This window comes from Niveibacterium terrae (assembly GCF_048213115.1).
Lineage (GTDB): Bacteria > Pseudomonadota > Gammaproteobacteria > Burkholderiales > Rhodocyclaceae > Niveibacterium > Niveibacterium terrae.
On sequence record NZ_CP172404.1, the window covers coordinates 1,825,747 to 1,847,703 of the forward strand.

General features: G+C 62.7%; 27 protein-coding genes. 13 read left to right on the forward strand and 14 right to left on the reverse strand.

All coding sequences use genetic code 11. The annotated features are described in order from the left end of the window. Positions 1-5 precede the first annotated feature (5 nt). Positions 6-788, forward strand: a complete 783-nt coding sequence (motD, locus tag ACHFB9_RS08425; RefSeq protein WP_417071074.1) for a flagellar motor protein MotD — start codon at positions 6-8, stop codon at positions 786-788. A 3-nt stretch (positions 789-791) separates the two neighbouring features. Here motD and ACHFB9_RS08430 read toward each other — a convergent pair whose 3' ends face one another. The 3 genes from ACHFB9_RS08430 to flgA all read right to left on the reverse strand — a co-directional run bounded on the left by ACHFB9_RS08430 (position 792) and on the right by flgA (position 2,348). Next, positions 792-1,262 (reverse strand): flagella synthesis protein FlgN, encoded by a 471-nt coding sequence (locus tag ACHFB9_RS08430; protein ID WP_417071076.1) that lies wholly within the window; start codon positions 1,260-1,262, stop codon positions 792-794. Positions 1,263-1,275: 13 nt separating this feature from the next. Next, positions 1,276-1,578: a flagellar biosynthesis anti-sigma factor FlgM gene (flgM, locus tag ACHFB9_RS08435; protein ID WP_417071078.1), complete on the reverse strand. Its 303-nt coding sequence runs from the start codon at positions 1,576-1,578 to the stop codon at positions 1,276-1,278. Between the two features lie 86 nt (positions 1,579-1,664). Then, on the reverse strand, positions 1,665-2,348 hold the full coding sequence (gene flgA / locus ACHFB9_RS08440) for a flagellar basal body P-ring formation chaperone FlgA (protein ID WP_417071080.1): 684 nt from the start codon (positions 2,346-2,348) through the stop codon (positions 1,665-1,667). A 226-nt stretch (positions 2,349-2,574) separates the two neighbouring features. On the opposite strand from flgA, the gene flgB reads away from it, so the two are divergent. The 12 genes from flgB (at position 2,575) to ACHFB9_RS08500 (ending at position 13,627) form a co-directional block, all read left to right on the forward strand. Beyond that, a complete protein-coding gene (gene flgB, locus ACHFB9_RS08445) occupies positions 2,575-2,982 on the forward strand; it encodes a flagellar basal body rod protein FlgB (protein WP_417071082.1) in 408 nt (135 codons plus the stop codon). Positions 2,983-2,994: 12 nt separating this feature from the next. Then, on the forward strand, positions 2,995-3,402 hold the full coding sequence (gene flgC, locus ACHFB9_RS08450) for a flagellar basal body rod protein FlgC (RefSeq protein WP_417071084.1): 408 nt from the start codon (positions 2,995-2,997) through the stop codon (positions 3,400-3,402). A gap of 11 nt (positions 3,403-3,413) precedes the next feature. After that, entirely contained in the window at positions 3,414-4,097 is a 684-nt protein-coding gene (locus tag ACHFB9_RS08455) for a flagellar hook assembly protein FlgD (RefSeq protein ID WP_417071086.1), read from the forward strand. 21 nt (positions 4,098-4,118) lie between these two features. After that, positions 4,119-5,360 carry a flagellar hook protein FlgE gene (flgE, locus tag ACHFB9_RS08460; protein WP_417071087.1) on the forward strand — a complete coding sequence of 414 codons (1,242 nt, stop codon included), beginning with the start codon at positions 4,119-4,121 and terminating at the stop codon, positions 5,358-5,360. Between the two features lie 76 nt (positions 5,361-5,436). Continuing rightward, positions 5,437-6,177, forward strand: coding sequence for a flagellar basal-body rod protein FlgF (gene flgF, locus ACHFB9_RS08465; RefSeq protein WP_417071089.1), 741 nt, complete (start codon positions 5,437-5,439; stop codon positions 6,175-6,177). A 92-nt stretch (positions 6,178-6,269) separates the two neighbouring features. Then, positions 6,270-7,052, forward strand: coding sequence for a flagellar basal-body rod protein FlgG (gene flgG, locus ACHFB9_RS08470; RefSeq protein WP_417071091.1), 783 nt, complete (start codon positions 6,270-6,272; stop codon positions 7,050-7,052). A gap of 9 nt (positions 7,053-7,061) precedes the next feature. Then, positions 7,062-7,721, forward strand: coding sequence for a flagellar basal body L-ring protein FlgH (locus tag ACHFB9_RS08475; RefSeq protein ID WP_417071092.1), 660 nt, complete (start codon positions 7,062-7,064; stop codon positions 7,719-7,721). A gap of 7 nt (positions 7,722-7,728) precedes the next feature. Beyond that, positions 7,729-8,832 (forward strand): flagellar basal body P-ring protein FlgI, encoded by a 1,104-nt coding sequence (locus ACHFB9_RS08480; RefSeq protein ID WP_417071094.1) that lies wholly within the window; start codon positions 7,729-7,731, stop codon positions 8,830-8,832. Between the two features lie 3 nt (positions 8,833-8,835). Then, positions 8,836-9,774: a flagellar assembly peptidoglycan hydrolase FlgJ gene (flgJ, locus tag ACHFB9_RS08485; RefSeq protein ID WP_417071096.1), complete on the forward strand. Its 939-nt coding sequence runs from the start codon at positions 8,836-8,838 to the stop codon at positions 9,772-9,774. 177 nt (positions 9,775-9,951) lie between these two features. Beyond that, positions 9,952-11,952 (forward strand): flagellar hook-associated protein FlgK, encoded by a 2,001-nt coding sequence (gene flgK / locus ACHFB9_RS08490; RefSeq protein ID WP_417071097.1) that lies wholly within the window; start codon positions 9,952-9,954, stop codon positions 11,950-11,952. Between the two features lie 14 nt (positions 11,953-11,966). Beyond that, positions 11,967-13,151, forward strand: a complete 1,185-nt coding sequence (flgL, locus tag ACHFB9_RS08495; protein WP_417071099.1) for a flagellar hook-associated protein FlgL — start codon at positions 11,967-11,969, stop codon at positions 13,149-13,151. Between the two features lie 8 nt (positions 13,152-13,159). After that, positions 13,160-13,627, forward strand: coding sequence for a hypothetical protein (locus ACHFB9_RS08500; protein ID WP_417071101.1), 468 nt, complete (start codon positions 13,160-13,162; stop codon positions 13,625-13,627). Here ACHFB9_RS08500 and fliR read toward each other — a convergent pair. From fliR to ACHFB9_RS08555, 11 genes are all read right to left on the reverse strand, one after another. Then, on the reverse strand, positions 13,598-14,389 hold the full coding sequence (fliR, locus tag ACHFB9_RS08505) for a flagellar biosynthetic protein FliR (protein ID WP_417071103.1): 792 nt from the start codon (positions 14,387-14,389) through the stop codon (positions 13,598-13,600). The two genes, ACHFB9_RS08500 and fliR, sit on opposite strands and share 30 nt — an antisense overlap. Positions 14,390-14,398: 9 nt before the next feature. Next, the gene (gene fliQ / locus ACHFB9_RS08510) at positions 14,399-14,668 is read right to left on the reverse strand and encodes a flagellar biosynthesis protein FliQ (RefSeq protein ID WP_417071105.1); all 270 of its coding nucleotides are present in this window, start codon (positions 14,666-14,668) and stop codon (positions 14,399-14,401) included. A 22-nt stretch (positions 14,669-14,690) separates the two neighbouring features. Further along, entirely contained in the window at positions 14,691-15,437 is a 747-nt protein-coding gene (fliP, locus tag ACHFB9_RS08515) for a flagellar type III secretion system pore protein FliP (protein WP_417071107.1), read from the reverse strand. Then, positions 15,427-15,840: a flagellar biosynthetic protein FliO gene (fliO, locus tag ACHFB9_RS08520; RefSeq protein ID WP_417071109.1), complete on the reverse strand. Its 414-nt coding sequence runs from the start codon at positions 15,838-15,840 to the stop codon at positions 15,427-15,429. Before fliO ends, fliP begins: the two co-directional genes overlap by 11 nt. A gap of 101 nt (positions 15,841-15,941) precedes the next feature. Then, positions 15,942-16,370 (reverse strand): flagellar motor switch protein FliN, encoded by a 429-nt coding sequence (fliN, locus tag ACHFB9_RS08525; RefSeq protein WP_417071111.1) that lies wholly within the window; start codon positions 16,368-16,370, stop codon positions 15,942-15,944. Further along, entirely contained in the window at positions 16,357-17,382 is a 1,026-nt protein-coding gene (gene fliM / locus ACHFB9_RS08530; protein WP_417071113.1) for a flagellar motor switch protein FliM, read from the reverse strand. Before fliM ends, fliN begins: the two co-directional genes overlap by 14 nt. Before the next feature lie 24 nt (positions 17,383-17,406). Next, positions 17,407-17,973 carry a flagellar basal body-associated FliL family protein gene (locus ACHFB9_RS08535; protein WP_417071114.1) on the reverse strand — a complete coding sequence of 189 codons (567 nt, stop codon included), beginning with the start codon at positions 17,971-17,973 and terminating at the stop codon, positions 17,407-17,409. Positions 17,974-18,098: 125 nt separating this feature from the next. Next, a complete protein-coding gene (locus ACHFB9_RS08540; RefSeq protein ID WP_417071116.1) occupies positions 18,099-19,262 on the reverse strand; it encodes a flagellar hook-length control protein FliK in 1,164 nt (387 codons plus the stop codon). Positions 19,263-19,319: 57 nt separating this feature from the next. After that, a complete protein-coding gene (gene fliJ / locus ACHFB9_RS08545) occupies positions 19,320-19,769 on the reverse strand; it encodes a flagellar export protein FliJ (protein ID WP_417071117.1) in 450 nt (149 codons plus the stop codon). A gap of 59 nt (positions 19,770-19,828) precedes the next feature. Continuing rightward, positions 19,829-21,181, reverse strand: coding sequence for a flagellar protein export ATPase FliI (gene fliI / locus ACHFB9_RS08550; protein WP_417071355.1), 1,353 nt, complete (start codon positions 21,179-21,181; stop codon positions 19,829-19,831). Between the two features lie 47 nt (positions 21,182-21,228). Then, a complete protein-coding gene (locus ACHFB9_RS08555) occupies positions 21,229-21,957 on the reverse strand; it encodes a flagellar assembly protein FliH (protein WP_417071119.1) in 729 nt (242 codons plus the stop codon).

The window sequence follows — 21,957 nt, forward strand, 5'->3', positions numbered from 1 at the left end:
CAGGGATGAGCCGGCGCAAAAAAGAGGATGAGCATGAGAACCTCGAACGCTGGATGGTCTCATATGCCGACTTTCTGACCCTGATGTTCGCGTTCTTCGTCGTCATGTATGCGATCAGCTCGGTCAATGAAGGCAAGTATCGCGTTCTGTCCAATTCCCTGGTCAGCGCTTTTCGCAGCGCGACCAATGCCGAGGGCATGCAGATCGCTCCGCTGACTCCGATCAATGTTCCCGTGCCCAGCGTGCGCCCGTCTTCGCCTGCCAAGGCCGATCCCCGACGCGCCCAGACGATGCAGAAGATGCAGAACATGGCCGATGAGGTTCGCCGGGTGCTCGCGCCTCTGGTTCGCGACGGAAAGGTTACCGTCAATGAAGGGGCTTTCGGCATCAGCATAGAGATCAACGCCAGCGCGCTGTTTGCGCCCGGCGAGGCTGTCCTCGGGGTAAATGCGCAGCGGGCGCTGAGCGCGGTCGGTCAGGTGCTCTCTGCTGGCGATTTTCCGATCAAGGTCGAAGGCCATACCGATACGCTTCCGATCTCGAATCAGCTCTTCGCTTCGAACTGGGAACTTTCAGCGGTGCGGGCTTCGGCGGTCGTGCGCCTCTTTGTCCAGTCGGGTGTCGCGCCTCAGCGCCTGTCGGCGGCCGGATATGCCGACCAGAGGCCGGTTTCCGACAACCGGACGGCCGAGGGGCGCTCGCGCAACCGTCGGGTGGCCATCCTGATCGAATCGATGTTGCCGCCGCTCGATTCCGAACCGCAGGCTGGCGCTTCGAGTTCCCGCTAGGGCTCAGAAGGTACCGAGCAGGCGACCGGGCGGCTTCGCCGGGCTGAGGCCGTCGGCGTTGTAGAGAGGGATTTCGCTTGCGCTGAGCAGCACGCTCAGCGCGAGCTGATTGTTCTGCATGTGCTGGCGGATCAGCTTGCCGTTGATCTGGTTCAGCTCGCTCGCTTCCCTGGCCAGGGACAGGTAGCGCGCCCAGGCGTCTTCCAGTGTCTTGCCCTTGCCTTGAACAAAAGCCGCGACGCTCTCGGCGGAAGGGTCTATTCCGTCCGCACCCAGCGCCAGTGCCCGGGAATTCTCAGCGTTTTGCATCTGACGCACCGCGGCCGTCTTGTCCTCGGCGAGCGCGAGCAATTCCTCGACCCGTCCTTCGACCAGCAGCTCCTGCTCGTGTTTGAGCAGTTCGACGAAATGGACGAGCTGGCCCGTGTTCTCGGACAGCAGTGCCGAGAAACGGATTGCGGCGAAAGAGGGCATTGCTGCGTCAGCTTTAGGCACTGCGCGCCTGGGCTTGCAGCATTTGGCGAACGCTGGAGATCAGCCCGTCGGCGACCTTTTCGGCGTGCACTTCGAACCGACCTTCGGAGATGGCCTGCTTGATCTCTCTGACCTTCGCCGCATCGACTTGCGAGGCTTCGGAAGTGCCGGTGAGCTTTGAGATTTGGGAGGCCAGCGGAGACAGTTCGACATCGCTCGAGGACGCGCCGGCTTGCGCGGGGCTGGCCCGCGTCGCTCGCGCCTTCAGGTCGCCGCCGGTGTTGCCGACGGTCTTGTAACTGTTTTCGATCTTCATGGTGTCGCTCCGGTTTTATCCTTGTTGTCCTAGCTATCGGCGGCAAGGGCCGGAACTTTAACGGATTTAATGATATTCGACTGTTCTCAGCGCGGGATCTCGACGATGCCGGCTGCACGGGCGATTCCCTGAACCACTTTTCCCGAGGTCAGCCGAACCTGCACCGTCTGACCTTCGACCGCTGCGGCCAAGGCTTCTCCTTCGTTGCTGACTTCGAAGTTGCTGCCGCGCGAGAGCACGCGAACCTTCTGGCCGCGGGCGATCGCATAGACGGGCTGGAGCTGGTCGGTGCGCAGCGCGATGCCTCCCGAGACCGCAATCCTGAGCGCGCGTCCGACCGCCTGCTCGCGTCGGGTCAGCGTTCCCTGGGGCTGGGCGGCGATGTCGCCGTGCTCTATCCGGATATCGGCTTCCGTGATCGTGGCTCCCGCGCCAAGCGGGCGGGCCGCACTCAGGTAGTCGGATTCGACCCGGATCCGGGCGGGAATGTAGAGCGTCCAGAGCGGGGAACGGCAGCGCAGTCCAACCGTGATCCGTCCCCAGGCCCGTCGACCGGCGGCCAGAAATGCCTCGGGCGCGGCGCAAGGGCGGCGCTCGCCGGGAAGCCCGGCTTCGGAGATTTCAATCGTGACCCGGCCTTCCAGGCTCCGGGTCTCGGCTTCGAGAAAGCGGGTCACGGCTTCGCGCTGGACGGAGGCAGCGTCATCGCCAGCATGGCAAGCCATAGGGAGGCCGGCGAGGATCAGAAACAGCAGGGGCTCAAGTTTCATGGCGCGATTTTCCCACGAAGCCCGCGCCCTGGGGTGGGGCGGCAAGCCTTGCCGACTTTTCTTTGTCTTGCCGGTCAGGTGGAGCGAATTGCCGGTTGAAATGCCTGCTATTCGACGAAAAGCCAGCATTGCCGGCGGGTCACAATGCTGGCACGGAAGCTGCAAACAGGACTGGCAGGTGAGACTGTCCTGCCTTTGCAAAGACCGGATCACCTGGAGAGATGCGATGACCACGACTGCGATAGACCGCCAACTTGGATTTCAGCAAACCGCACTGAACGTGCGCGCTGCGCGCCAGGAGCTGCTCGCCGCCAACATCGCGAACGCCGATACGCCGCATTTCAAGGCGCGTGACATCGACTTCAGGGAGGCCCTGATGGGCGCACTCAATGGCAAGCTCAGCCCTCTGGCGCTGAGCACGACTTCGCCCCGGCATCTGGAAGCCAAGGCGGGCGGTTCGCTCGATTCCAGTCTGCGCTATCGCACCGAGACCCAGTCCGCGGTCGATGGCAACACCGTCGACATGGATGTCGAACGTGCGGCTTTCACCGAGAACGCGGTGCAGTACGAAGCCAGTCTGACTTTCATCAACGGCCTGCTGCGCACGATGCAGCAAGCGATTTCGAACCAGTAAGCGGGGGCGATCATGAGCATGCTCGACGTCTTCCAGGTAGCCGGATCGGCGCTGACCGCCCAGTCGGTCCGTCTCAATGCGGTGGCCAGCAACATGGCCAACGCTGAGAGCGTGACGAGCTCGAACGGTCAGCCCTACCGCGCCAAGCAGGTCGTTTTCGAGGCAACGCCGATGGGCAGCGCCGGGGCGATGGGCGTGCGCGTCAAGCAGACCGTCGAGTCGGCGGCTCCGGGCCGCATGGTCTATGAGCCCAAGAACCCGGCAGCCAATGTCGACGGCTATGTGCAGATGCCCAACGTCGATGTCGTCGAGGAGATGGTGAACATGATCTCCGCGTCCCGCTCCTACCAGACCAACGCCGAAGTGATGAACACGGCGAAATCCCTGATGCAACGCACGCTGACCATAGGTCAGAGCTGAGGAAAGCGATCATGAGCACGATTTCAGGTACGAACACGGGCGGTACGGTCAGCGACGATCTGCTCAACGCCGTCAATACCCGCAAGAAGACAACGACCGGAACGACGGATCAGCAGAGCCAGTTCCTGACGATGCTGACCGAACAGCTCAAGCATCAGGATCCGCTCAATCCGATGGACAACTCGCAGATGACTTCGCAGCTGGCGCAGATCAACATGGTCGACGGCATCAACAAGGTCAATACGACGCTGCAATCGATGATCTCCAGCATCCAGTCCTCCGAAGCGACCCAGGCCGCGGGCCTGGTCGGACATGCGGTCCTGGTAACGGGTTCCAAACTTCAGCTCTCCCAGGGCAATTCGCTCGGCGGGGTGTCGCTGGACAGCGGCGCGGACAAGGTCGTCGTCTCCGTCCTCGATGCCAGCGGTAATGTCGTCAAGACGATGGACATGGGCGCACAGACGGCGGGTTCGCACACCTTCACCTGGGACGGTAAGACCGATTCCGGCGCGACGGCAGCCGACGGTGTGTACTCATTGAAAGTCAGCGCGTTCAAGGGCGACAAGGCCGTGACGAGCAGCGCGCTGCAACTGGGCACTGTCTCCAGCGTCGTCCGGGGGAGCTCGGGTGTAACGCTGACCGTTGGGCAACTGGGCAGTTTCAAACTGTCCGACATCCAGCAGATTTTGTCCTGATCGCGAAGCGGGAGAAAGAAAATGGCATTCCAGCAAGGACTCAGCGGACTCGACGGCGCCTCCAAAGCGCTTGACGTGATCAGCAACAACGTCGCCAACGCCAATACCGTCGGTTTCAAAAATGCGGTGACCAAGTTCGGTGACGTCTATGCCTCGGCGCTGAACGGCTCGGCCGCCGGCATCCAGATCGGTATCGGCGTGTCGGTCGGTGCGGTGTCGCAGAGTTTTAACCAGGGCAACCTGACGACGACCAACAATCCGCTCGATCTGGCGATCAACGGCAACGGTTTCTTCTGTGTCCAGAAGACCGACGGCACTCTGGCCTATACGCGCAACGGTCAGTATGAACTGAACAAGAACGGCAACCTGGTCAATGCTGCAGGTCTTCAGTTGCTCGGCTATCCGGCCAATGCGGCAGGGCAGATCCTGCCGGCGACGCCGTCGCCGATCAAGCTCGATACTTCCGACCTGCAGCCGGCCCAGACCAGCAAGGCAAGTCTGGGCCTGAACCTCGATTCCCGGAGCAAGGTTCCGACCGTCGCGTTCGCCAGCACCGCTGCCAACCCGATTCCCGACCCGCTGTCCTACAACTCTTCGACGTCGATCACGATCTACGACTCGCTGGGCAACTCGCACATCGAGACGATGTACTTCGTCAAGGACAGCGCTGCGGCAGGCTCCTGGAGCATGTATGCCTCGACCGATGGCGGCGTGGCGACCGGTCCGACCAACCTCTCTTTCGACACCTCCGGCAAGATGACGACGGCGATGCCGCTGACGGCGACCGCGGATATCGCCAACAGCATCGGTGCAGTCGATCCGTTCAGCTTCAGCCTCGATTTCACCGGAAGCACCCAGTACGGCAACGCGTTCGGCGTCAATAAGCAGATCCAGGACGGCTATGCGTCGGGCCGCCTGTCGGGGACGACGGTTGCCAGCGACGGCACGATACAGGGGCGCTACAGCAATGGTCAGTCCAAGGTTCTGGGTCAGACCGTGCTCGCGAATTTTGCTAATCCGAACGGACTCGCCTCGCTCGGCGACAACATCTGGGCCGAGTCTCCCGATTCCGGGCAGCCGATGGTCGGTGCGCCGAATTCAGGAACGCTCGGGTCGATTCAGGCCGGATCGGTCGAGGATTCGAACGTCGATCTGACCAAGGCCTTGGTCGACATGATCACCTACCAGCGCTCCTATCAGGCCAATTCGCAATCGATCAAGACGCAGGACCAGATCATGCAGACCCTGGTCAATCTGCGCTAACGGTGGCTGAGGCGAGGCTGTGACCCGCACGGAAATCCTGACCCAGTAAGACAGTCAACGGAAACGGACGAAAAAAATGGATCGTGCGATCTATACCGCGATGACCGGAGCCAAGAGCACTCTGGCGCAACAGACTTCGGTCGGTCACAACCTCGCCAATGCCAGCACCGACGGCTTCAAGGCCGAAATCCATCGCCTGCGCGCCGTGCCGGTTCTGAGCGAGGCTCAGCCTTCGCGCGCCTTCACGGTCGATGCGAGCGTCGCCAACGATTACTCTTCCGGTCCGCTGCAGTACACGGGGCGCTCGCTCGATGTCGCGGTCAAGGGCAAGGGGTGGCTGACCGTGCAGACGGCCGATGGCAACGAAGCCTATACCCGTGCCGGAAGGCTGGAAGTGAGCGCGAACGGGGAACTCGTGACCGAGCGCGGCCTCCAGGTGATGGGTGAGGGCGGCCCGATCGCGCTGCCGCCCGATAACCGGTACGAGATCGCTGCCGATGGCACGATCTCGGCAGTGCCCCGCACCGGCAACCGCAACGCGAGTGAAGTGGTCGGTCGGCTCAAGCTGGTCAATCCGGACGAGGCCGAACTCAAGCGCGGCGATGATGGTCTTTTCAGGCTCGCCAGTGGCGATCCGGCGGACGCTGATCCGGCCGTCCAGGTGGCCGGAAATTACGTCGAGGCGAGCAACGTCAATGTGGTCGAGCAGATGGTGCAGATGATTTCACTGGCCCGGCACTTTGAAACACAGACCCGGATGCTGACGACTCTGGACACCAATGCCAAAGCCGCCGATCAGGTTCTGAGCATCACTTGATGAAATAAGCGGTCCAAAGGGCTTCTGTTCCGGTCAATGAACGGAAAGTCCGAAGGCGATAATGGGTTTGGCTCGCGAACAGGAGACGCAGCATGATTCCCGCTCTATGGGTGGCCCGTACCGGGCTCGACGCGCAGCAAAACCAGCTCGACGTCATTTCGAACAACCTTGCCAACGTCAGTACCAACGGATACAAGCGCTCGCGCGCGGTCTTCGAGGATTTGCTCTACCAGACGGTTCGCCAGCCGGGGGCGCAGTCCTCGCAGCAGACCCAGATCCCTTCCGGCTTGCAATACGGCACCGGCGTGCGCCCCGTTGCGACGGTCAAGCTGCATACCCAGGGCAATGTCCAGCACACCGGTAATTCGCTCGATGTGGCTGTCCAGGGAGAAGGCTTCCTTCAGGTGACGATGCCCGATGGCACGGTCGCCTATACCCGCGATGGTTCCTTTCAGAAGGACAGTCAGGGGCAGATCATCACGGCTAGCGGTTATCCGGTTGAACCGGCGATCACGATTCCAGCCAATGCGACTTCGGTGACGATCGCGAAGGATGGCACGGTCAGCGTCACGACCCAGGGCAATGCGGCGACGACCCAGATCGGATCGCTGCAGGTCGCGACGTTCGTCAATCCGGCCGGCCTCCAGGCGATCGGCGAGAACCTCTTCCTTGAGACGGCTTCAAGCGGCACCGCAACACCGCAGACCCCCGGAACCAACGGGGCGGGAACGCTGAACCAGAACTACGTCGAAGCCTCGAACGTCAATGTGGCCGAGGAACTGGTCGGTCTGATCCAGACCCAGCGCGCCTATGAGTTCAATTCCAAGGTCGTTTCGACCGCCGACTCGATGCTCGGCCGCCTGGCTCAACTCTGAGAGGCGATCATGAAAGGGACTGTTGCCGTCTTTGCCGCGTTCCTGCTGTCCGGCTGCATGAGCACTCCCTTGACTGCGATCCATCAGCCGGTCTCGGTGCGGCCCGCGCCGCGCGAGGCGATCGCGCCCGTCGCCGGGTCGATCTACAGCACGACGCCGGGGAAGACCCTGTTCGAGGACAGGCGGGCACAGAGGGTCGGCGACACGCTGACGATCAACCTGACCGAGCGCACTGCGGCCGCGAAGAACGCGGACAGCTCGTCGAACCGCACCACCGATTTTTCGATGGCGATTCCGACGATGAGCCGGGTTCCGCTCAAGGTTCTGCAAGGCCTCGATGTCGGTGCGACTTCGGGCAACAAGTTCGAAGGCAAGGGCGCCTCGTCAGCGAACAACAATTTCACCGGCACGATCACGGTCACCGTGATCGATGTCTATCCGAACGGCAACCTTCTCGTCTCGGGCGAAAAGCAGATCGCGATCAATCAGGGCAGCGAGTTCATCCGCTTCTCGGGCGTCGTCAACCCGGCCTATGTGACTTCGGCCAACTCGGTCAACTCGACCCAGGTCGCCGATGCGCGGATCGAATACAAGGGCGCCGGCTACCTCGATGAAGCGCAGCAGATGGGCTGGCTGTCGCGTTTCTTCCAGGTGATCTCGCCGTTCTGAGGAGTGCATGATGCGTTTGCCCCGATTCTGTCTCGCCTTGCTGTTCGCTCTGGGGGCTTCCTGTGTTCAGGCCGAACGGATCAAGGATCTCGCCGATGTCGCCGGTGTGCGCAGCAACCCGCTGGTCGGCTACGGCCTGATCGTCGGTCTCGATGGTACGGGGGATCAGACGACCCAGACGCCCTTTACGGTGCAGAGCATCATCAACATGCTCTCGAACATGGGCGTCGCGCTGCCGGCAGGAACCAGCCTGCAACTGAAGAACGTTGCTGCGGTCATGGTGACCGCGTCGCTGCCGGCATTCGTCGGCCCCGGCCAGACCCTCGACGTGACGGTCTCTTCGCTGGGCAATGCGAAGAGCCTGCGCGGAGGCACATTGCTGATGACGCCTCTGAAGGGCGCGGACGGCAACATCTATGCGCTGGCCCAGGGCAACCTCGTCGTCAGCGGTGCCGGTGCTTCAGGGGCCGGCGGCAAGGCAACGATCAACCATCTGTCGGCTGGCCGCATTCCGGCCGGGGCGACCGTCGAGCGGGCCATCCCGATGTCGGTGGGGCAGGGCGAATTCGCAACGCTGGAACTGCACGACAGCGATTTCGAGACTGCGGGCAGGATGAGCGCAGCGGTCAACCAGGTGTTCGGCCCGGGCGCGGCCGAGGCGATCGATGGTCGCCGGGTGCGCGTGCGCATTCCCGCTTCCTCGCAGGACAGGGTCGTATTCATGGGGCGTCTGGAAAACCTCGAGCTGACCCCGTCTCAGGGCGTTGCAAAGGTCATCATCAACTCGCGTACCGGCTCGGTCGTGATGAACCGGGCGGTTCAGCTCCAGGAATGCGCGATCGCCCATGGCAACCTGTCGGTGACCGTGAACAACGATCAGAGCGTCAGTCAGCCCGCGCCGCTGTCCGCCGGCACGACGACGACGACGACCAACAGCCAGATCAACATCAAGCAGGACGGGGGCAAACTCATCCGCGTCAAGCCGGGGAGCAATCTCTCCGACGTGGTCAAGGCGCTCAACGCGGTCGGCGCCAATCCGATGGACATGATCGCGATTCTGCAGGCGATGAAGGCTTCCGGCGCGCTGCGCGCCGAACTCGAGATCATCTAGTCGATGCTGAACCAGACTCAGGACTCGATTTTCGATCAGGGCAAGCTGGCCGATCTGAAGCGGCAGGCAGGAGAGCGTTCGCCTGAGGCGATCAAGGCAGTCGCGAAGCAGTTCGAGTCCCTTTTTTTGCAGATGATGCTCAAGCAGATGCGTCAGTCGATGGCGAGCGGCGAGGGCGAAGGTGAGCAGGTCGGCTTCTACCGGGGGCTTGCCGATCAGCAGCTCGCGAGCAATCTGAGCAAGACTGGCGGAATCGGGCTCGCCCGCTCCATCGAACAGCAGATGGCCCGCAGCATGGGCGTCGAGATGCCGGACGAGCCGCTCAAGACCGTCGCGCAGACCGGCAAAGTCCCGCTTGAGATGGGCTTGTTCAATCTCCGTCCCCTGGCCCGGGTCGCGCCCCGAATCGAGGATCAGGACCCAGCGGGTTCCGATGCCGGCGCTTTCGCGGGCGGGAAATCCCGCAATCGCGATGGCGCCAACGGCTTCGTCGACCGGATCTGGAGCGGGGCAGTGTCGGCCTCAAGGACGCTCGGTGTGCCGGCCCATTTCGTCGTCGGTCAGGCTGCGCTGGAGACTGGCTGGGGGCGCTCCGAACTGCGCCTTCCCAATGGCGAGAGCGCGCACAACCTCTTCAACATCAAGGCCGGTGGCAGCTGGCACGGCCCGGTCGTCGAAGCGGTGACGACCGAATACGTCGGCGGAGTAGCCCAGAAGCGTGTCGAGCGTTTTCGGGCCTATTCGTCCTATGCGGAAGCCTTTCGCGATTACGCGAAGCTGATTGCCGACAGCCCCCGCTATGCGGCCGTACGCGGTCAGAACTCCGCCGAAGGCTTCGCCCAGGCGCTGAGCCAGGCCGGGTACGCGAGCGATCCGATGTACGCGCAGAAGCTCGCCCGCATCATCGGCGGGGCGACGCTGCGCAGCGCGCTGTCGGGCTGAACGGCAGAATCCTCGCCGCGGACGGCAATTCTGCCGTCCATTCCCTGCAGTTCTTGCCGCCCGGTCTTTCCCTTTCCTCTCTCCATCCGTGCAAACCCAAGTCAGACAAGGGTTTTCGAGAACAGGCAAAGTTTTTGCTCTGTTACGCCGTAAACGCTTGTGTGAGGGGTCGGGATCATGGGTAACAGCATTCTTTCGGTTGGCATCACCGGTTTGTCTGCGGCGCAGGCAGGCCTGATCACGACCAGTCATAACATCGCGAATGCTTCGACAGATGGATACAGCCGTCAGTCCATCGTTCAGACGACCAATACACCGATGTTCTCGGGCGTCGGCTATTTCGGTCAGGGCACGACGCTCAGCACGGTCAAGCGAAGCTACGACGACTTCCTCAATACCCAGGTTATGACAGCGGATGCGCGCTATCAGGAACTCGACACCTATTACACGCAGATCAAGCAGGTCGACGACCTGTTTGGGGACTCGACGGCGGGGCTCTCTCCTGCCTTGCAGGGCTTCTTTACCGGAGTCCAGAAGGTCGCGGCGGGCACGGACGTCATCCCGTCCCGGGAATCGATGCTCTCCGGCGCCTCGGTGCTGCAATCGCGCTTCAAATCGCTCGATTCACGCCTCAACGAGTTGCGCGACCTGGTCGGCAACGACATCAAGAGTTCAGTGACCGAGATCAATTCGCTGGCCAAACAGGTGGGCGAGCTGAATCAGCGCATCATCTATGCGGCCAACATCGGCAGCGGCCAGCCGCCCAATGACCTGCTCGACCAGCGCGACGAGCTGGTCAGCAAGCTCAACGAACAGGTTCAGGTCAGCACCCAGGCCAACAACGATGGATCGATCAATGTCTTCATCGGCAATGGTCAGCCTCTCGTGATCGGTTCCGTGACTTCCGAGCTGACTGCCGACACTTCGAAGGACGACATTTCCAGAGTCGCGGTCGGCATCAAGCTGCCTTCCGGGCAGCAACTGGAGTTGTCGGAAGCGGGTTTTTCCGGCGGCAAGCTCTCCGGCCTGCTCAGTTTCCGCAGCCAGACCCTGGATCCGACGCAGAACGCGCTGGGCAGGATTGCGCTATCGATCACCGAGACTTTCAACGCCCAGCACAAGCTGGGGCAGGATCTCGACGGCAATCTGGGCAAGGATTTCTTCACGCCGCTCAAGGGAACGACGATCTATCCGAACAGCCCGGCCAATGCCGGCGACGCGACGATAGACGTTGGCATCACCAGCGCTTCGGATCTGACGACCAGCGATTACTCGCTGAGCTATACGGCTGCGAACACTTTCCAGCTGGTCCGCCGCTCGGATGGCCAGGTCTGGACGGGATCGGGTGCTAATCCGACGAGCGCACTCGCCTCGGTGATGAGCGCGGCAGGCAACCAGGGATTTTCGCTGACGATGACCGCGACCTCGCTGTCGGTTGGCGATCATTTCACGATAGAGCCGACCCGCACCGCCTCTGCGCAGTTCAGCGTTGCGATCACCGACCCGCGCCAGATCGCCGCAGCTGCGCCGATCCGGACGACCGCGACGAGCGGCAACACCGGAACCGGTAAGATCGACGCCGGCTCAGTGCAGAACACGACCAACATCGCGACGCTGCAGGCGGGCGTCACGCTGACTTATGCGGCTGGCTCTCCCGGTACGGTCAGCGGTTTTCCGGCGGGCTTCCCGATCACGGTGACCTCGCCGACCGGAGTGGTCACCAGCTATGCCGCGGGTTCGACCATCCCGTACTCGGATGGCTCGAAACTGAGTTTTGCTGGTGCGACCGTGACGCTTAGCGGCGCTCCCAAGGACGGCGACACCTTTTCGATCGGCGCGAATCCGAAGGGGGTGGCCGACAGCCGCAATGCGGTGCTGCTGGGCGCCCTGCAGACCGAGAAGACGATGATTGGCGATGGCGCGTCCTACTCGTCCGCCTATGCCCAGTTGGTCGCCAGCATCGGCGCGAAGACCCGCGAGATGGAAGTGACTTCGACTTCGCAGAAGAACGTGCTGGAGCAGACCCAGACGGCCAAGGATTCGGTCTCCGGTGTCAATCTCGATGAAGAAGCCAGCAACCTGATCCGTTATCAACAGGCATACCAGGCTTCGGGAAAAGTCATGGAAGTTGCCAGCAAGCTGTTCGACCAGATCCTGGCGATTGCCAGCGCGGCCTGACGTGGAGAAATGTGATGCGAATCTCGACCCAGATGCTCTATGACAGCGGCACAAGCCGGATGATGGATCGCAGCTCCGATCTGCTCAAGATCCAGAACCAGATGGCTACCGGGCGCCGGGTTGTCACACCGTCGGATGATCCGATCGCTGCCTCCTCGGCCTTGCTGGTCACTCAGGCCAAGGACATCAACACCCAGTTCATGGCCAACCAGGGGGCAGCCAAGGATGCGCTGTCCTCGATGGAGGGCAAGCTCGACTCGGTCAATGACCTGCTCATCTACGTCAAGCAGCGGGCGATCCAGTCCAATGTCGGAACGATGACCCCGGCCGACCGTCAGGCCATCGCGACCGATATCCGGGCTCGCTTTGACGAACTGACCGCGCTAGCCAACAGTAACGACGCACTCGGTGGCTACATTTTCGCGGGTTATCAGAGCGATACCCAGCCCTTCGTCGGAACACTCTCTTCCGGCGTCAGCTATGTCGGAGACCAGGGGGCACGGACGCTGCAGGTCTCTTCGTCGCGGGTCATGCCGGTCACCAATTCAGGTAGCGAGATCTTCATGGAGATCCCCGGGGTCAATGGCGAATTCAGCACTTCGGCGCTGAACAGCAACACCGGAACCGCTACGATAGACGGCGGTAGCGTGACCGGAAGCTATACGGGTGATCAGTACAAGATCACCTTCTCGGCCCCCGGGACTTACGACGTCGTCGATACGACCACCGGGGCCAGTGTGGTGAGCGGTGGGAGCTATACGAGCGGGCAGCCGATCTCTTTTGCAGGGATCCAGGTCACGATCAGCGGAAACCCCGCGACGAGCGATAGCTTCAGCGTCGCCCCTGGTGGCAGCACCGACATCTTCAGCACGATGAAGAACCTGATCTCCGGCCTGGAAGGCCCCCAGGGCGCGAGCTTCGACTCGCTGCTTGCGCAGTCCCTGACGCGTCTGGATGCGTCGCAAGAGAATGTTCTGCGCGTGACCTCCTCGGTGGGCTCCCGACTCAACGAGAACGAGTCGTTGGAGAGCATCGGCTCTCAGGCCAATGTGCAGTATCAGGCGACTTACTCGCGCCTGATCGACCTCGATTACGCTCAGGCTTCTTCGGATCTGATGCAGAAGAGCACGGCGCTGGAAGCGGCCCAGAAAGCCTTCCTGAAGACGACCGGGCTCTCGCTGTTCAACTACATCAGCTGACGCTGATCATGAGCCGAGCGATCGTTCTTGCCGCATGCTGTTTTTCTCTGGGTGCCTGTTCGACCGGGCAGACCTATCCACGCGGCTGGTCGCTGATTCCCGATGTCTCGGTCAATCTCGCCCAGGGCTCGCAGATCGCGCTTGCCGATCTGGTCGCGGGTGCGGTCGTGCTCGGCGTCGCCTATACGGTCATCGATCCCCTGGCTCCGAACTGGAGCCTCCAGGAGACCCGGCTATCTGCGGACACGGTGAAGCTGGAGCTGACGATGAAGCGCTTCCACCAAGGGGGCGACGGCGAGGCGATGCAGGTACTGCGCCGGCGCGCCGAGTCCCTGGTGCGCGAGACAAAGGCGGAGGGCTATACGATCACCCGCTATGAGGAAGAGCTCGAGTCGAACTGGGTCTCCCGGCGCTTTGCCCGCGGCGAGATCCATCTCGCCGGGCTTTCAACCGTGGGCGGCCAGCCTCAGAAATAGACCGACCGCCTCGAAGGCTCGTTCGTAAAGGCTCTGAAAGGCCGGCGCGAACATCGGTAGCGAGAACATCAGCGCGAAAGTCCCGACCGCCAGTGTGATCGGAAAACCCAGCGAAAACAGGTTCAGAGCCGGCGCGGCGCGGGTCAGCACGCCCAGCGCGATGTTGGTTACGAGCAGCGCCGAGACGGCCGGTAGCGCGATCAGCAGACCGGACGAAAAGATCGCCGCCGCGCTCTTGACGATGACCATGAACGCGCTCGCGGACATCTTCGCTTCTCCCGCCGGAAGCCATTCGAAGCTGTGGGCGAGCACGTTGATCGTCAATAGGTGGCCGTCCAGCGCCAGGAAGGTCAGCGTTGCGAAGAGACCCAGGAACTGGGCCAGAACCGTCGTCTGGCCGGCCGCCTGGGGGTCGAAGAAGACCGCGAAGGAGAGCCCCATCTGCAGACCGATCAGATCTCCGGCCAGATCGATTGCGACGAAGACGAGGCGGATCGCAAAACCGATCGCGAAGCCGATCAGCATTTCGCGCAGGATGCCGATGAAGCTGATCGCGCTGCCCGGAGCGATCGCTTCGGGGCTCACCGGCAGGGCGGGGGCGATCGCGACCGAGATCGCCAGGCCGATCACCAGACGCAGGTGACGGGGCAGCGCGACATTGTTGAAGACCGGAGCGATGACCAGCAGAGCCAGGATGCGGATGGTCGGATAGGCGTAGAGCGCGATCCAGGCGTTCAGCTGATCATTGGTGACCGAAAGCATCGAGGGGCTTTATCCGATCAGGCCCGGGATCGCATTGAACAGGCGATGGATGTAGTCGGTCATCACCGTCAGCATCCACGGGCCGGCGAAGATCATCACCGCGAACATCACGACCAGCTTGGGCACGAAGGAGAGCGTCATCTCGTTGATCTGGGTCGCCGCCTGGAAGATGCTGACGACCAGACCGGTCGCCAGCGCTGCGATCAGCAGCGGGGCGGAGATCATCAAGGTCACTTCGAAGGCCTCGCGGCCGAGCGCAACAACGGTTGTCGGGGTCATATCCACTCCTTGAGGCAAGGGTTCAGCCAAAACTGCGCACCAGAGTGCCGATCACGAGGCCCCAGCCGTCGACCAGCACGAAGAGCATCAGCTTGAAGGGCAGCGAAACCATCACGGGCGACATCATCATCATCCCCATCGACATCAGCACCGAGGCGACGACCATGTCGATGACCAGGAAGGGCAGGAAGACGATGAAACCGATCTGAAAAGCGGTCTTGAGTTCGCTGGTCACGAAGGCCGGAACGATGACCCGCATCGGCAGGTCGGCCGCCTTGGCCACTTTCGGCGTCTTGGCGAGCTGGGCGAACAGCGAAAGATCGGTTTCCCTGACCTGCTTGAGCATGAAGGCCTTGACCGGTATCGCGGCTTTTTCGGCCGCGACGTCGAACTGGATCTTGTTCTCGGACAGCGGTAGATACGCGTCCTGATAGACCCGATCGATGACCGGACTCATGATGAAAAAGCTCAGGAACAGCGTCAGTCCGATCAGCACCTGGTTGGGCGGCGAGGACTGGGTGCCCAGCGCCTGACGCAGCAGCGTGAAGACGATGATGATCCGCGTGAAGCTGGTCATCATCAGCACGGCGGCCGGGATGAAGACCAGCGAGCTCATCATGACCAGGGTCTGAACCGGAATCGAGTAGGTCTGGCTTCCTCCCGGTCCCGGCGTGCTCTGGAAGGCGGGCAGCGCGGCCAGCGCTGCGCCGCTGGCGATCAGCAGTGCGAGGCCCAGGGCCGCGCGCACGAGTCGGCGTTCAGCGAGCACGGCGCACCCCTTTGAGCAGTTCGTTGAGCTTGGCCTGGAAGTCGGGCAGGGAAGGCGGCGGAGTCGCCGGCGCGCGGGGTACCGAGGCTGAATCCAGACTGTCTAGCCGGGTGACCCGGCCCGGCGCGACGCCGAGCACGAGCACCCGATCGGCCACTTCGACCAGAACGACGCGTTCGCGAGGTCCGACCGCGGTCGCGCCGATCACCTGCATCCTGGCCTGGGCTGATCCGGTCTTTTGCTGGACGCGTTTGAGCAGAATCAGGCAGGCATAGAGCGCGGCGAGGACGGCAGCCAGCCCCAGCAACATCGTCAGGGTGCTGCCGATAGCCTCTGTCGCGCTTCCCGCAAAGGCGGGGGCGGGAATGAGGGCGGTCAGCAGGAACTTGGAGTGAAAGCGCATCGCATCGTGTCCGGAAAGCACGATGCCAGTTTAGGGGCGGCAAGAATTGCCGGCCGGTCGAATAGCGAGGAAAACCCCCCGCTATTCGGAAGGGCGGTTTTCTACAGTCCGCGGACTTTTCTCATCCGCTCCGATGGCGTGATGATGTCGGTCAGCCGAATTCCGAACTTGTCGTTGACGACGACGACTTCGCCCTGGGCGATCAGCGTGCCATTGACCAGAACGTCCATAGGCTCACCTGCCAGCGCTTCGAGTTCGACGACCGATCCGTGCGCGAGCTGAAGCAGGTTGCGGATCGACAGTTTCGTGCGTCCCAGCTCGACCGTGATCTGGACCGGAATGTCCAGGATCATGTCGTAGTCGTTGATCGTCGTTGGCTTGTCGGCGACGCTGCCGCCAAAATCCTGGAAAGCGGCGCGGGGCGCTTCTTCGACCGCCGCTTCGGCCTCATCGGCGACCGCCTGCTCCTGCATCGCAGCGGCCCAATCGTCTTCGCTGATCTGGTCCGTGTCCTGGTCAGAGTCCGCCATTATTGCCTCCCAGTTTCATCGAGATGAGGTTGATTTCACGATCCTCGGGCGGCACCAGCCGATCCACCTTGACCGCATAGCGCCCGTTGATCGTTCCGTAGCGTCCCTCGAAAGCCGGTACGCCATCGACGTGACCAGTGACCGCTTCGGGAATGTCGATAGGAATCACATCGCCGACCTTGAACTGCACGATGTCGCGCAAAGAGATGTTGGCCTTGCCCAGATCGACGGCCAGCTCCAGCTCGATCGACTGAATCTGCCGGCCCAGAAGTCCCACCCAGCGCTTGTCCTGGGTCAGGTGATCCGACTGCATCGAACTGTAGAGCAGATCGCGGATCGGCTCGACAGTCGAATAGGGCAGGCAGAAGTGCATCTCGGCCTGGGTGCCACCGAATTCGAGCGAGAAAGACGTTGCGACGACGATTTCGCTCGGCGTTGCGATATTCGCGAACTGCGGGTTCATCTCCGAGCGAAGATATTCGAACTGGATGTTGAAGACCGGTGCCCAGGCCTTTTCCATATCGTCGAAGATGACCTGGAGCAGCCCGCGGATGATGCGCTGCTCGGTCGCGGTGAAGTCCCGACCTTCGACCCGGGTATGGAAGCGGCCGTCGCCGCCGAACATGTTGTCGACGACGAGAAAGACCAGATTCGGATCGAGCACGACCAGACCGGTGCCGCGCAGCGGCTTCGCGAGGATCATGTTCAGGTTGGTCGGAACAACCAGGTTGCGGACGAACTCGCTGTACTTCTGCACCTTGATCGGCCCCACCGAGACTTCGGTGTTGCGGTGCATGTAGTTGAAGAGGCCGATCCGCAGGTTGCGCGCGAAACGCTCGTTGATCAGCTCCATCGTGGGCATGCGCCCACGGACGATGCGTTCCTGGGTGGCCAGGTTATAGGAGCGTATGCCGGCGGTATCGCCTGCGCCGCCTTCCGGTTCGTCCGCATCGCCGCTGACGCCACGCAGCAGTGCGTCGACCTCTTCCTGAGAGAGAAAGTCCTGGCCCATGGTGTTGCTCCAGTGCTGCCTTTCCTACTGAACGATGAAGGAGGTGAAAAAGACTTCGATCACCGGACCGCCGGAGGAGTCTTCTTCGTCATCAGCTGCCTTCTTCTTCTTCGAAACCTTGGGTTCATAACCGAGCGCGGTGTTGGCTTCGGAGCGGATTTCCTTGGCCAGCGTTTCGCGGCCTGCCGTCGTTGCGATCTCGGAGGCCTTCTTGCCCGAGAGCAGCATCAGGATGCGATGGCGAATCTCCGGCGTATAGGTTTTGATCTCTTCACCTGACTTCGCATCGGACATCTGCAGGGCCAGCACGATCTGTAGATACTGCTCGCCGTTCTCGGGCTGCAGATTGACCGTGAAGGGCTCCATCGGAACGAAGACCGGAGGGTGTTTCTTGTCCACTTCCACCTTGGCCGGTTCTTCGTCGTCGGTACCTTCCTCGCTCGCTTTCTTGTTCTTCTTGAGCAGAAGCAGGGCGCCGGTCGCGACGAGCGCGAGGACGGCCACGCCGATCACGATGAAGATGAGCATCTTCTTGCTCTTTGGCGGGGCAGGTGTGGCTGCGGTCTCGGGTGCTGCGCTCTTGCTGGACATCTCTGAAATCCTATCTATCGAACCGGGGTCGGACTCGGGTCAGGTTCCGATGTCCGATTATCCTGGATATTACGGCGGCCAAACCCGGGAACTGAGGGATTTGCCCTGGCCAATTGTGGCCTCAGTCAGACGAAAGTGTCGACGAGGCCGTTGGCTTCCCGGGCCCGGCTGGTCATGACCCCCGCACTCACGCCCCCGACCGCACTCGATGAGCTCACGCGCGAACGTGCTTCCCCGCCGCGGTTGTCCTGGCGCCCCTGAGAGTTCGCATTGTTGGCGCTGACATTGACCTGACCGAGGTTAAGCCCCGACTGGGTCAACACTTCGCGCAGGCGGGGGATGGACTGTTCGAGTGCTTCGCGGGCGGCAGGCGTCGCGGCGACGAAGGCGGCGCTCGCCTGATCGCCTTCGACCGAGAGGCTGATCTCGACCCTGCCCAGGTGTGCCGGCGTCAGCACCAGCTCCGCCTTGCCCATGTCCTTGCTGGCCATCCAAGAGATCCGGTTGCCGACTTCTTCGGCCCAGCCCGCTTGGGCCGCCTGGGTGCGAACGGCGATCTGGGGCGCTTCGCTGCGCGCGAGATGCGCGGTGCGCGCATTGAGCTGTTCGGCGAAGTTCTGCGCCGGGTTCGTCTGCTGGGGCGAGAGTTCGCCCGTGCCTTGTTCGGTCGAGCGGGAGCCCTGAGGCTTGGCGCCCAGCTCAGTCGCTTCCGGGGTGACGGGAGCCGCTGTTGCCGTCAGCGCCTCGCGGGCGACGGGTTGTCCGAGCTGGGGCGTGTCGCGGACTTCGCTTCCCTTGTCTTCGCCAGAGGTCGCGGCGGGTTGAGGCGTTGCCGGCTTTGCCGTCGCCGCGGCAAGAGCCGCCGCATTCGGAGCCGTGCCGGCAGTGATTGCCTGGAGTGCGGCGCTCTGCGCTGCGTCTGTGCTGGCCTCAGCGGTGATCGCCACAGGTGAGGTCTGCGCGCTGGCGCCGGTGACCGGCGTTGCGGACTTTGTCGGGGTGCCGAGCAGCGCGGCAAGAGCCGCCGCGGCGGCAGCCGCAGCATCGGTGGATTCTGCCGGATCGGCGGGCTCAGCCTGATCGCTCTGGGTTTGTCCCTGAGCCCTGGTTTCCTGGGAAGAGTCCTTGGCTTGACCGCCTTTGACGCGCGCGTCGAGTTGTTCGGCAAAGCCTTGTGGCTGCACGTTCTCGCTGGCGCCCTGTGGAGCCTTGTCTGGAGTTGATGCCGCTGCTTTAGGGGCGGCGGGCGGGGTTTGTGCGCAAGGCAGGGCGAGATTCAGTGCGGGCATTTCGGGACTCCCCGATGGATTTTTCCTGAGACGTAGCAATCTGCGTGCCAGCCAGAATCAGGATTCGTCGGTCCCGGGCTTGTCGCGGAAGAGTTTGGCCGAATGCTCGTCGGTCAGCCGCTGTTCGGCCTTGTTCTCTTTCTTGATCAGGGCTTGATGCTGGCGGTCGGCGAGGGTGTCGAAAGCTTTCTTGCGGTTGCGCTGGTCGACCCAGGCCTGGCGTCCGACGACGACGTGCTCGAGTGCTGCATCGAGAAGGCGCTGCTGCTCGCCGATCGCGTCGTCGAGCCGGCCCAGAAATACCGTGTAGTTGCGCAGCGCGTCCGGGCCTATTCCGGAGGTCAGCGCCGCGCGGAAACGCTTGTTGTAGTCAAGGCGGTACTGTTCGAGCAGGCGCAGGCGCTCCTCATGAGCGCTGCTGCTGGCCAGCAGTTCGCCCAGCCGCCGGGCGGCATCGTCCATGCGGGTCTGGGTCAGTTCAATCAACATCTGCAAGGCGTTGGACATCGGCTGCGGTCTTGTTCAATCAGATCTCTTCCAGCATACGACAGCCCGGGGCGGGTCGATCACATTTCCGCTCCGAACAGTTTGTGCAGCGCGGCGAGGCTGTCCTCGTAGCTCGAGCGCTCGGTGATCGCCTGCTGCAGGAAGGCTTCCAGGGCCGGGTAGCTGCGCACGGCTTCGTCAAGCAGAGGATCCGCTCCGGCCTGGTAGGCGCCGACCGCGATCAGGTCGCGTGAGCGCTGGTAGCGCGAGAACAGCTGTTTGAAGCGGCGAACCAGCTCGAAATGCGAAGGCTTGATCAGCCCGTGCATCGCTCGCGAGATCGACTGCTCGATGTCGATGGCCGGGTAGTGGCCGGCATCGGCCAGAGTCCGCGAGAGCACGATATGGCCGTCGAGGATTGCGCGGGCCGAGTCGGCGATCGGATCCTGCTGGTCGTCTCCTTCGGCCAGCACCGTGTAGAAGGCGGTGATCGAGCCACCTCCTTCCGGACCATTGCCGGCCCGCTCAACCAGAGCCGGTAGCCGGGCGAAGACCGAAGGCGGATAGCCGCGGGTCACCGGAGGTTCGCCGATCGCCAGCGCGATCTCGCGCTGAGCCATCGCATAACGGGTCAGCGAGTCGATGATCAGCAGCACCTGCTTGCCCTGATCGCGGAAATACTCGGCGATCGTCGTTGCATAAACCGCGCCCTGCAGTCTCATCAAAGGGCTCGTGTCGGCCGGAGCGGCGACGACGACCGAGCGCGCCCGGCCGACCGGGCCGAGGTTCTGCTCGATGAATTCCTTGACTTCGCGGCCACGTTCGCCGATCAGCCCGACGACGATGACCTCCGCTTCGGTGAAGCTGGTCATCATGCCGATCAGCACCGATTTGCCGACGCCGGATCCGGCGAAGAGTCCCATCCGCTGGCCGCGTCCGACCGTCAGCATCGCGTTAATCGCGCGAATGCCGACATCGAGGCTGGCCGAGATCGGCGCGCGGCCGAGCGGATTGATCGGACGGCTCTGCAGCGAGCGGGTGTGTTTGGTCTCCAGGGGGCCGAGACCGTCGAGCGGACGTCCCGCTCCGTCGACGACCCGCCCCAGCATCTCGTTGCCGACCGGAAGGTGTTTGGCGCGGTCGGAGGAACGGCGGCGCGGCTCGACCCGCTCGCCCGTGCGTGGCGTGGGTTGGGAAGGATCGTCAGGAATGACCGTTGCGCCGGGTGCCAGACCATAGACATCGTCGGTCGGCATCATGAACAGCTTGTCGCCGGTAAATCCGACGACTTCCGCTTCGACCGAACTTCCGCCCGGCACCAGCACCCGGCAGCTGGAGCCCAGTGGCAGTTTGATCCCCGAGGCTTCCATGACCAGACCGTTGATGCGGGTCAGCCGCCCGGCGATCTGGAAGGGCTGGGCTGTTGCGGCCATCCTGCGGCAATCGACGAGGTAGTCGCGCCACGATTCTCCGAGGTGGCTCACGAATCGCTCTCCTCGGGAGCGTCGGCCCAGGGGTGATTCCCGGACAACGTCTCGACGACGCGGCGCCAGCGGGTCGCGATCGTCGCATCCATCTGCGCGCCGGCCGAATCGATGCGGCAGCCGCCGCGCTCAATGTTCGCGTCCTCGACGATCCGGTGGCCGGTGTGGGCGATCTGCTCGCCCAGATACTGGCGAACCAGGTCTGCGTCTTCCGGATGAACGTGCAGTTGGGCGTGCTGCTGCGGCGTCTGGCCCAGCGCTTCGCGGATGACTCCGAGCACCGCTTCCGGTTTCTGTGCGAGGCTGTCGCGGACGACCTGACGGGCGACTTCGAGCGCGAGCGCAAGCAGCTCCTCGCCTACCTGCTGGTCAAAGCCCGTCAACGCCTCGTCGAACTGGGTCAGCAGCTGATGCAGCTCGGACGCTTCGAGTCGCCCGCGCGCGCTGCCTTCCTCGTAGCCGGCATCGAATCCCTGTTTGAAGGCTTCCTGATGCATCGCCTCGATCTCGTCGGCGGTCGGCAGCTTGATCCCCGGTGCGATCTCCAGCGGCTGAAGCTCTTCATGCTCGACGAGCGCTTCTTCCTGTGCGAGGGGAGGGGGCGCTTCGCGCACTTCGGGCTCCGGGGCAGGGGGCTGCTCGCGCGGCTCGTCGAAGGATTCGAAGTTCGCGCGGCGATAGGCTCCGGACGCCTGATTGGCGGGGATGATGTTGTCTGTGCTCAT

Coding starts and splice junctions, on each gene's coding strand:
- ACHFB9_RS08540 (WP_417071116.1), bottom strand. CDS start 19,262: ATGCCCGCACTGAATCTCGCCCTGCCTTGCGCACAAACCCCGCCCGCC.
- ACHFB9_RS08480 (WP_417071094.1), top strand. CDS start 7,729: ATGATGCGTTTGCCCCGATTCTGTCTCGCCTTGCTGTTCGCTCTGGGG.
- flgL (WP_417071099.1), top strand. CDS start 11,967: ATGCGAATCTCGACCCAGATGCTCTATGACAGCGGCACAAGCCGGATG.
- flgC (WP_417071084.1), top strand. CDS start 2,995: ATGAGCATGCTCGACGTCTTCCAGGTAGCCGGATCGGCGCTGACCGCC.
- fliI (WP_417071355.1), bottom strand. CDS start 21,181: ATGGCCGCAACAGCCCAGCCCTTCCAGATCGCCGGGCGGCTGACCCGC.
- fliQ (WP_417071105.1), bottom strand. CDS start 14,668: ATGACCCCGACAACCGTTGTTGCGCTCGGCCGCGAGGCCTTCGAAGTG.
- flgJ (WP_417071096.1), top strand. CDS start 8,836: ATGCTGAACCAGACTCAGGACTCGATTTTCGATCAGGGCAAGCTGGCC.
- flgE (WP_417071087.1), top strand. CDS start 4,119: ATGGCATTCCAGCAAGGACTCAGCGGACTCGACGGCGCCTCCAAAGCG.
- fliR (WP_417071103.1), bottom strand. CDS start 14,389: ATGCTTTCGGTCACCAATGATCAGCTGAACGCCTGGATCGCGCTCTAC.
- ACHFB9_RS08455 (WP_417071086.1), top strand. CDS start 3,414: ATGAGCACGATTTCAGGTACGAACACGGGCGGTACGGTCAGCGACGAT.
- ACHFB9_RS08535 (WP_417071114.1), bottom strand. CDS start 17,973: ATGTCCAGCAAGAGCGCAGCACCCGAGACCGCAGCCACACCTGCCCCG.
- ACHFB9_RS08555 (WP_417071119.1), bottom strand. CDS start 21,957: ATGAGCACAGACAACATCATCCCCGCCAATCAGGCGTCCGGAGCCTAT.
- flgF (WP_417071089.1), top strand. CDS start 5,437: ATGGATCGTGCGATCTATACCGCGATGACCGGAGCCAAGAGCACTCTG.
- fliN (WP_417071111.1), bottom strand. CDS start 16,370: ATGGCGGACTCTGACCAGGACACGGACCAGATCAGCGAAGACGATTGG.
- flgA (WP_417071080.1), bottom strand. CDS start 2,348: ATGAAACTTGAGCCCCTGCTGTTTCTGATCCTCGCCGGCCTCCCTATG.
- flgM (WP_417071078.1), bottom strand. CDS start 1,578: ATGAAGATCGAAAACAGTTACAAGACCGTCGGCAACACCGGCGGCGAC.
- fliJ (WP_417071117.1), bottom strand. CDS start 19,769: ATGTCCAACGCCTTGCAGATGTTGATTGAACTGACCCAGACCCGCATG.
- fliM (WP_417071113.1), bottom strand. CDS start 17,382: ATGGGCCAGGACTTTCTCTCTCAGGAAGAGGTCGACGCACTGCTGCGT.
- ACHFB9_RS08475 (WP_417071092.1), top strand. CDS start 7,062: ATGAAAGGGACTGTTGCCGTCTTTGCCGCGTTCCTGCTGTCCGGCTGC.
- ACHFB9_RS08430 (WP_417071076.1), bottom strand. CDS start 1,262: ATGCCCTCTTTCGCCGCAATCCGTTTCTCGGCACTGCTGTCCGAGAAC.
- flgG (WP_417071091.1), top strand. CDS start 6,270: ATGATTCCCGCTCTATGGGTGGCCCGTACCGGGCTCGACGCGCAGCAA.
- ACHFB9_RS08500 (WP_417071101.1), top strand. CDS start 13,160: ATGAGCCGAGCGATCGTTCTTGCCGCATGCTGTTTTTCTCTGGGTGCC.
- flgK (WP_417071097.1), top strand. CDS start 9,952: ATGGGTAACAGCATTCTTTCGGTTGGCATCACCGGTTTGTCTGCGGCG.
- fliO (WP_417071109.1), bottom strand. CDS start 15,840: ATGCGCTTTCACTCCAAGTTCCTGCTGACCGCCCTCATTCCCGCCCCC.
- motD (WP_417071074.1), top strand. CDS start 6: ATGAGCCGGCGCAAAAAAGAGGATGAGCATGAGAACCTCGAACGCTGG.
- flgB (WP_417071082.1), top strand. CDS start 2,575: ATGACCACGACTGCGATAGACCGCCAACTTGGATTTCAGCAAACCGCA.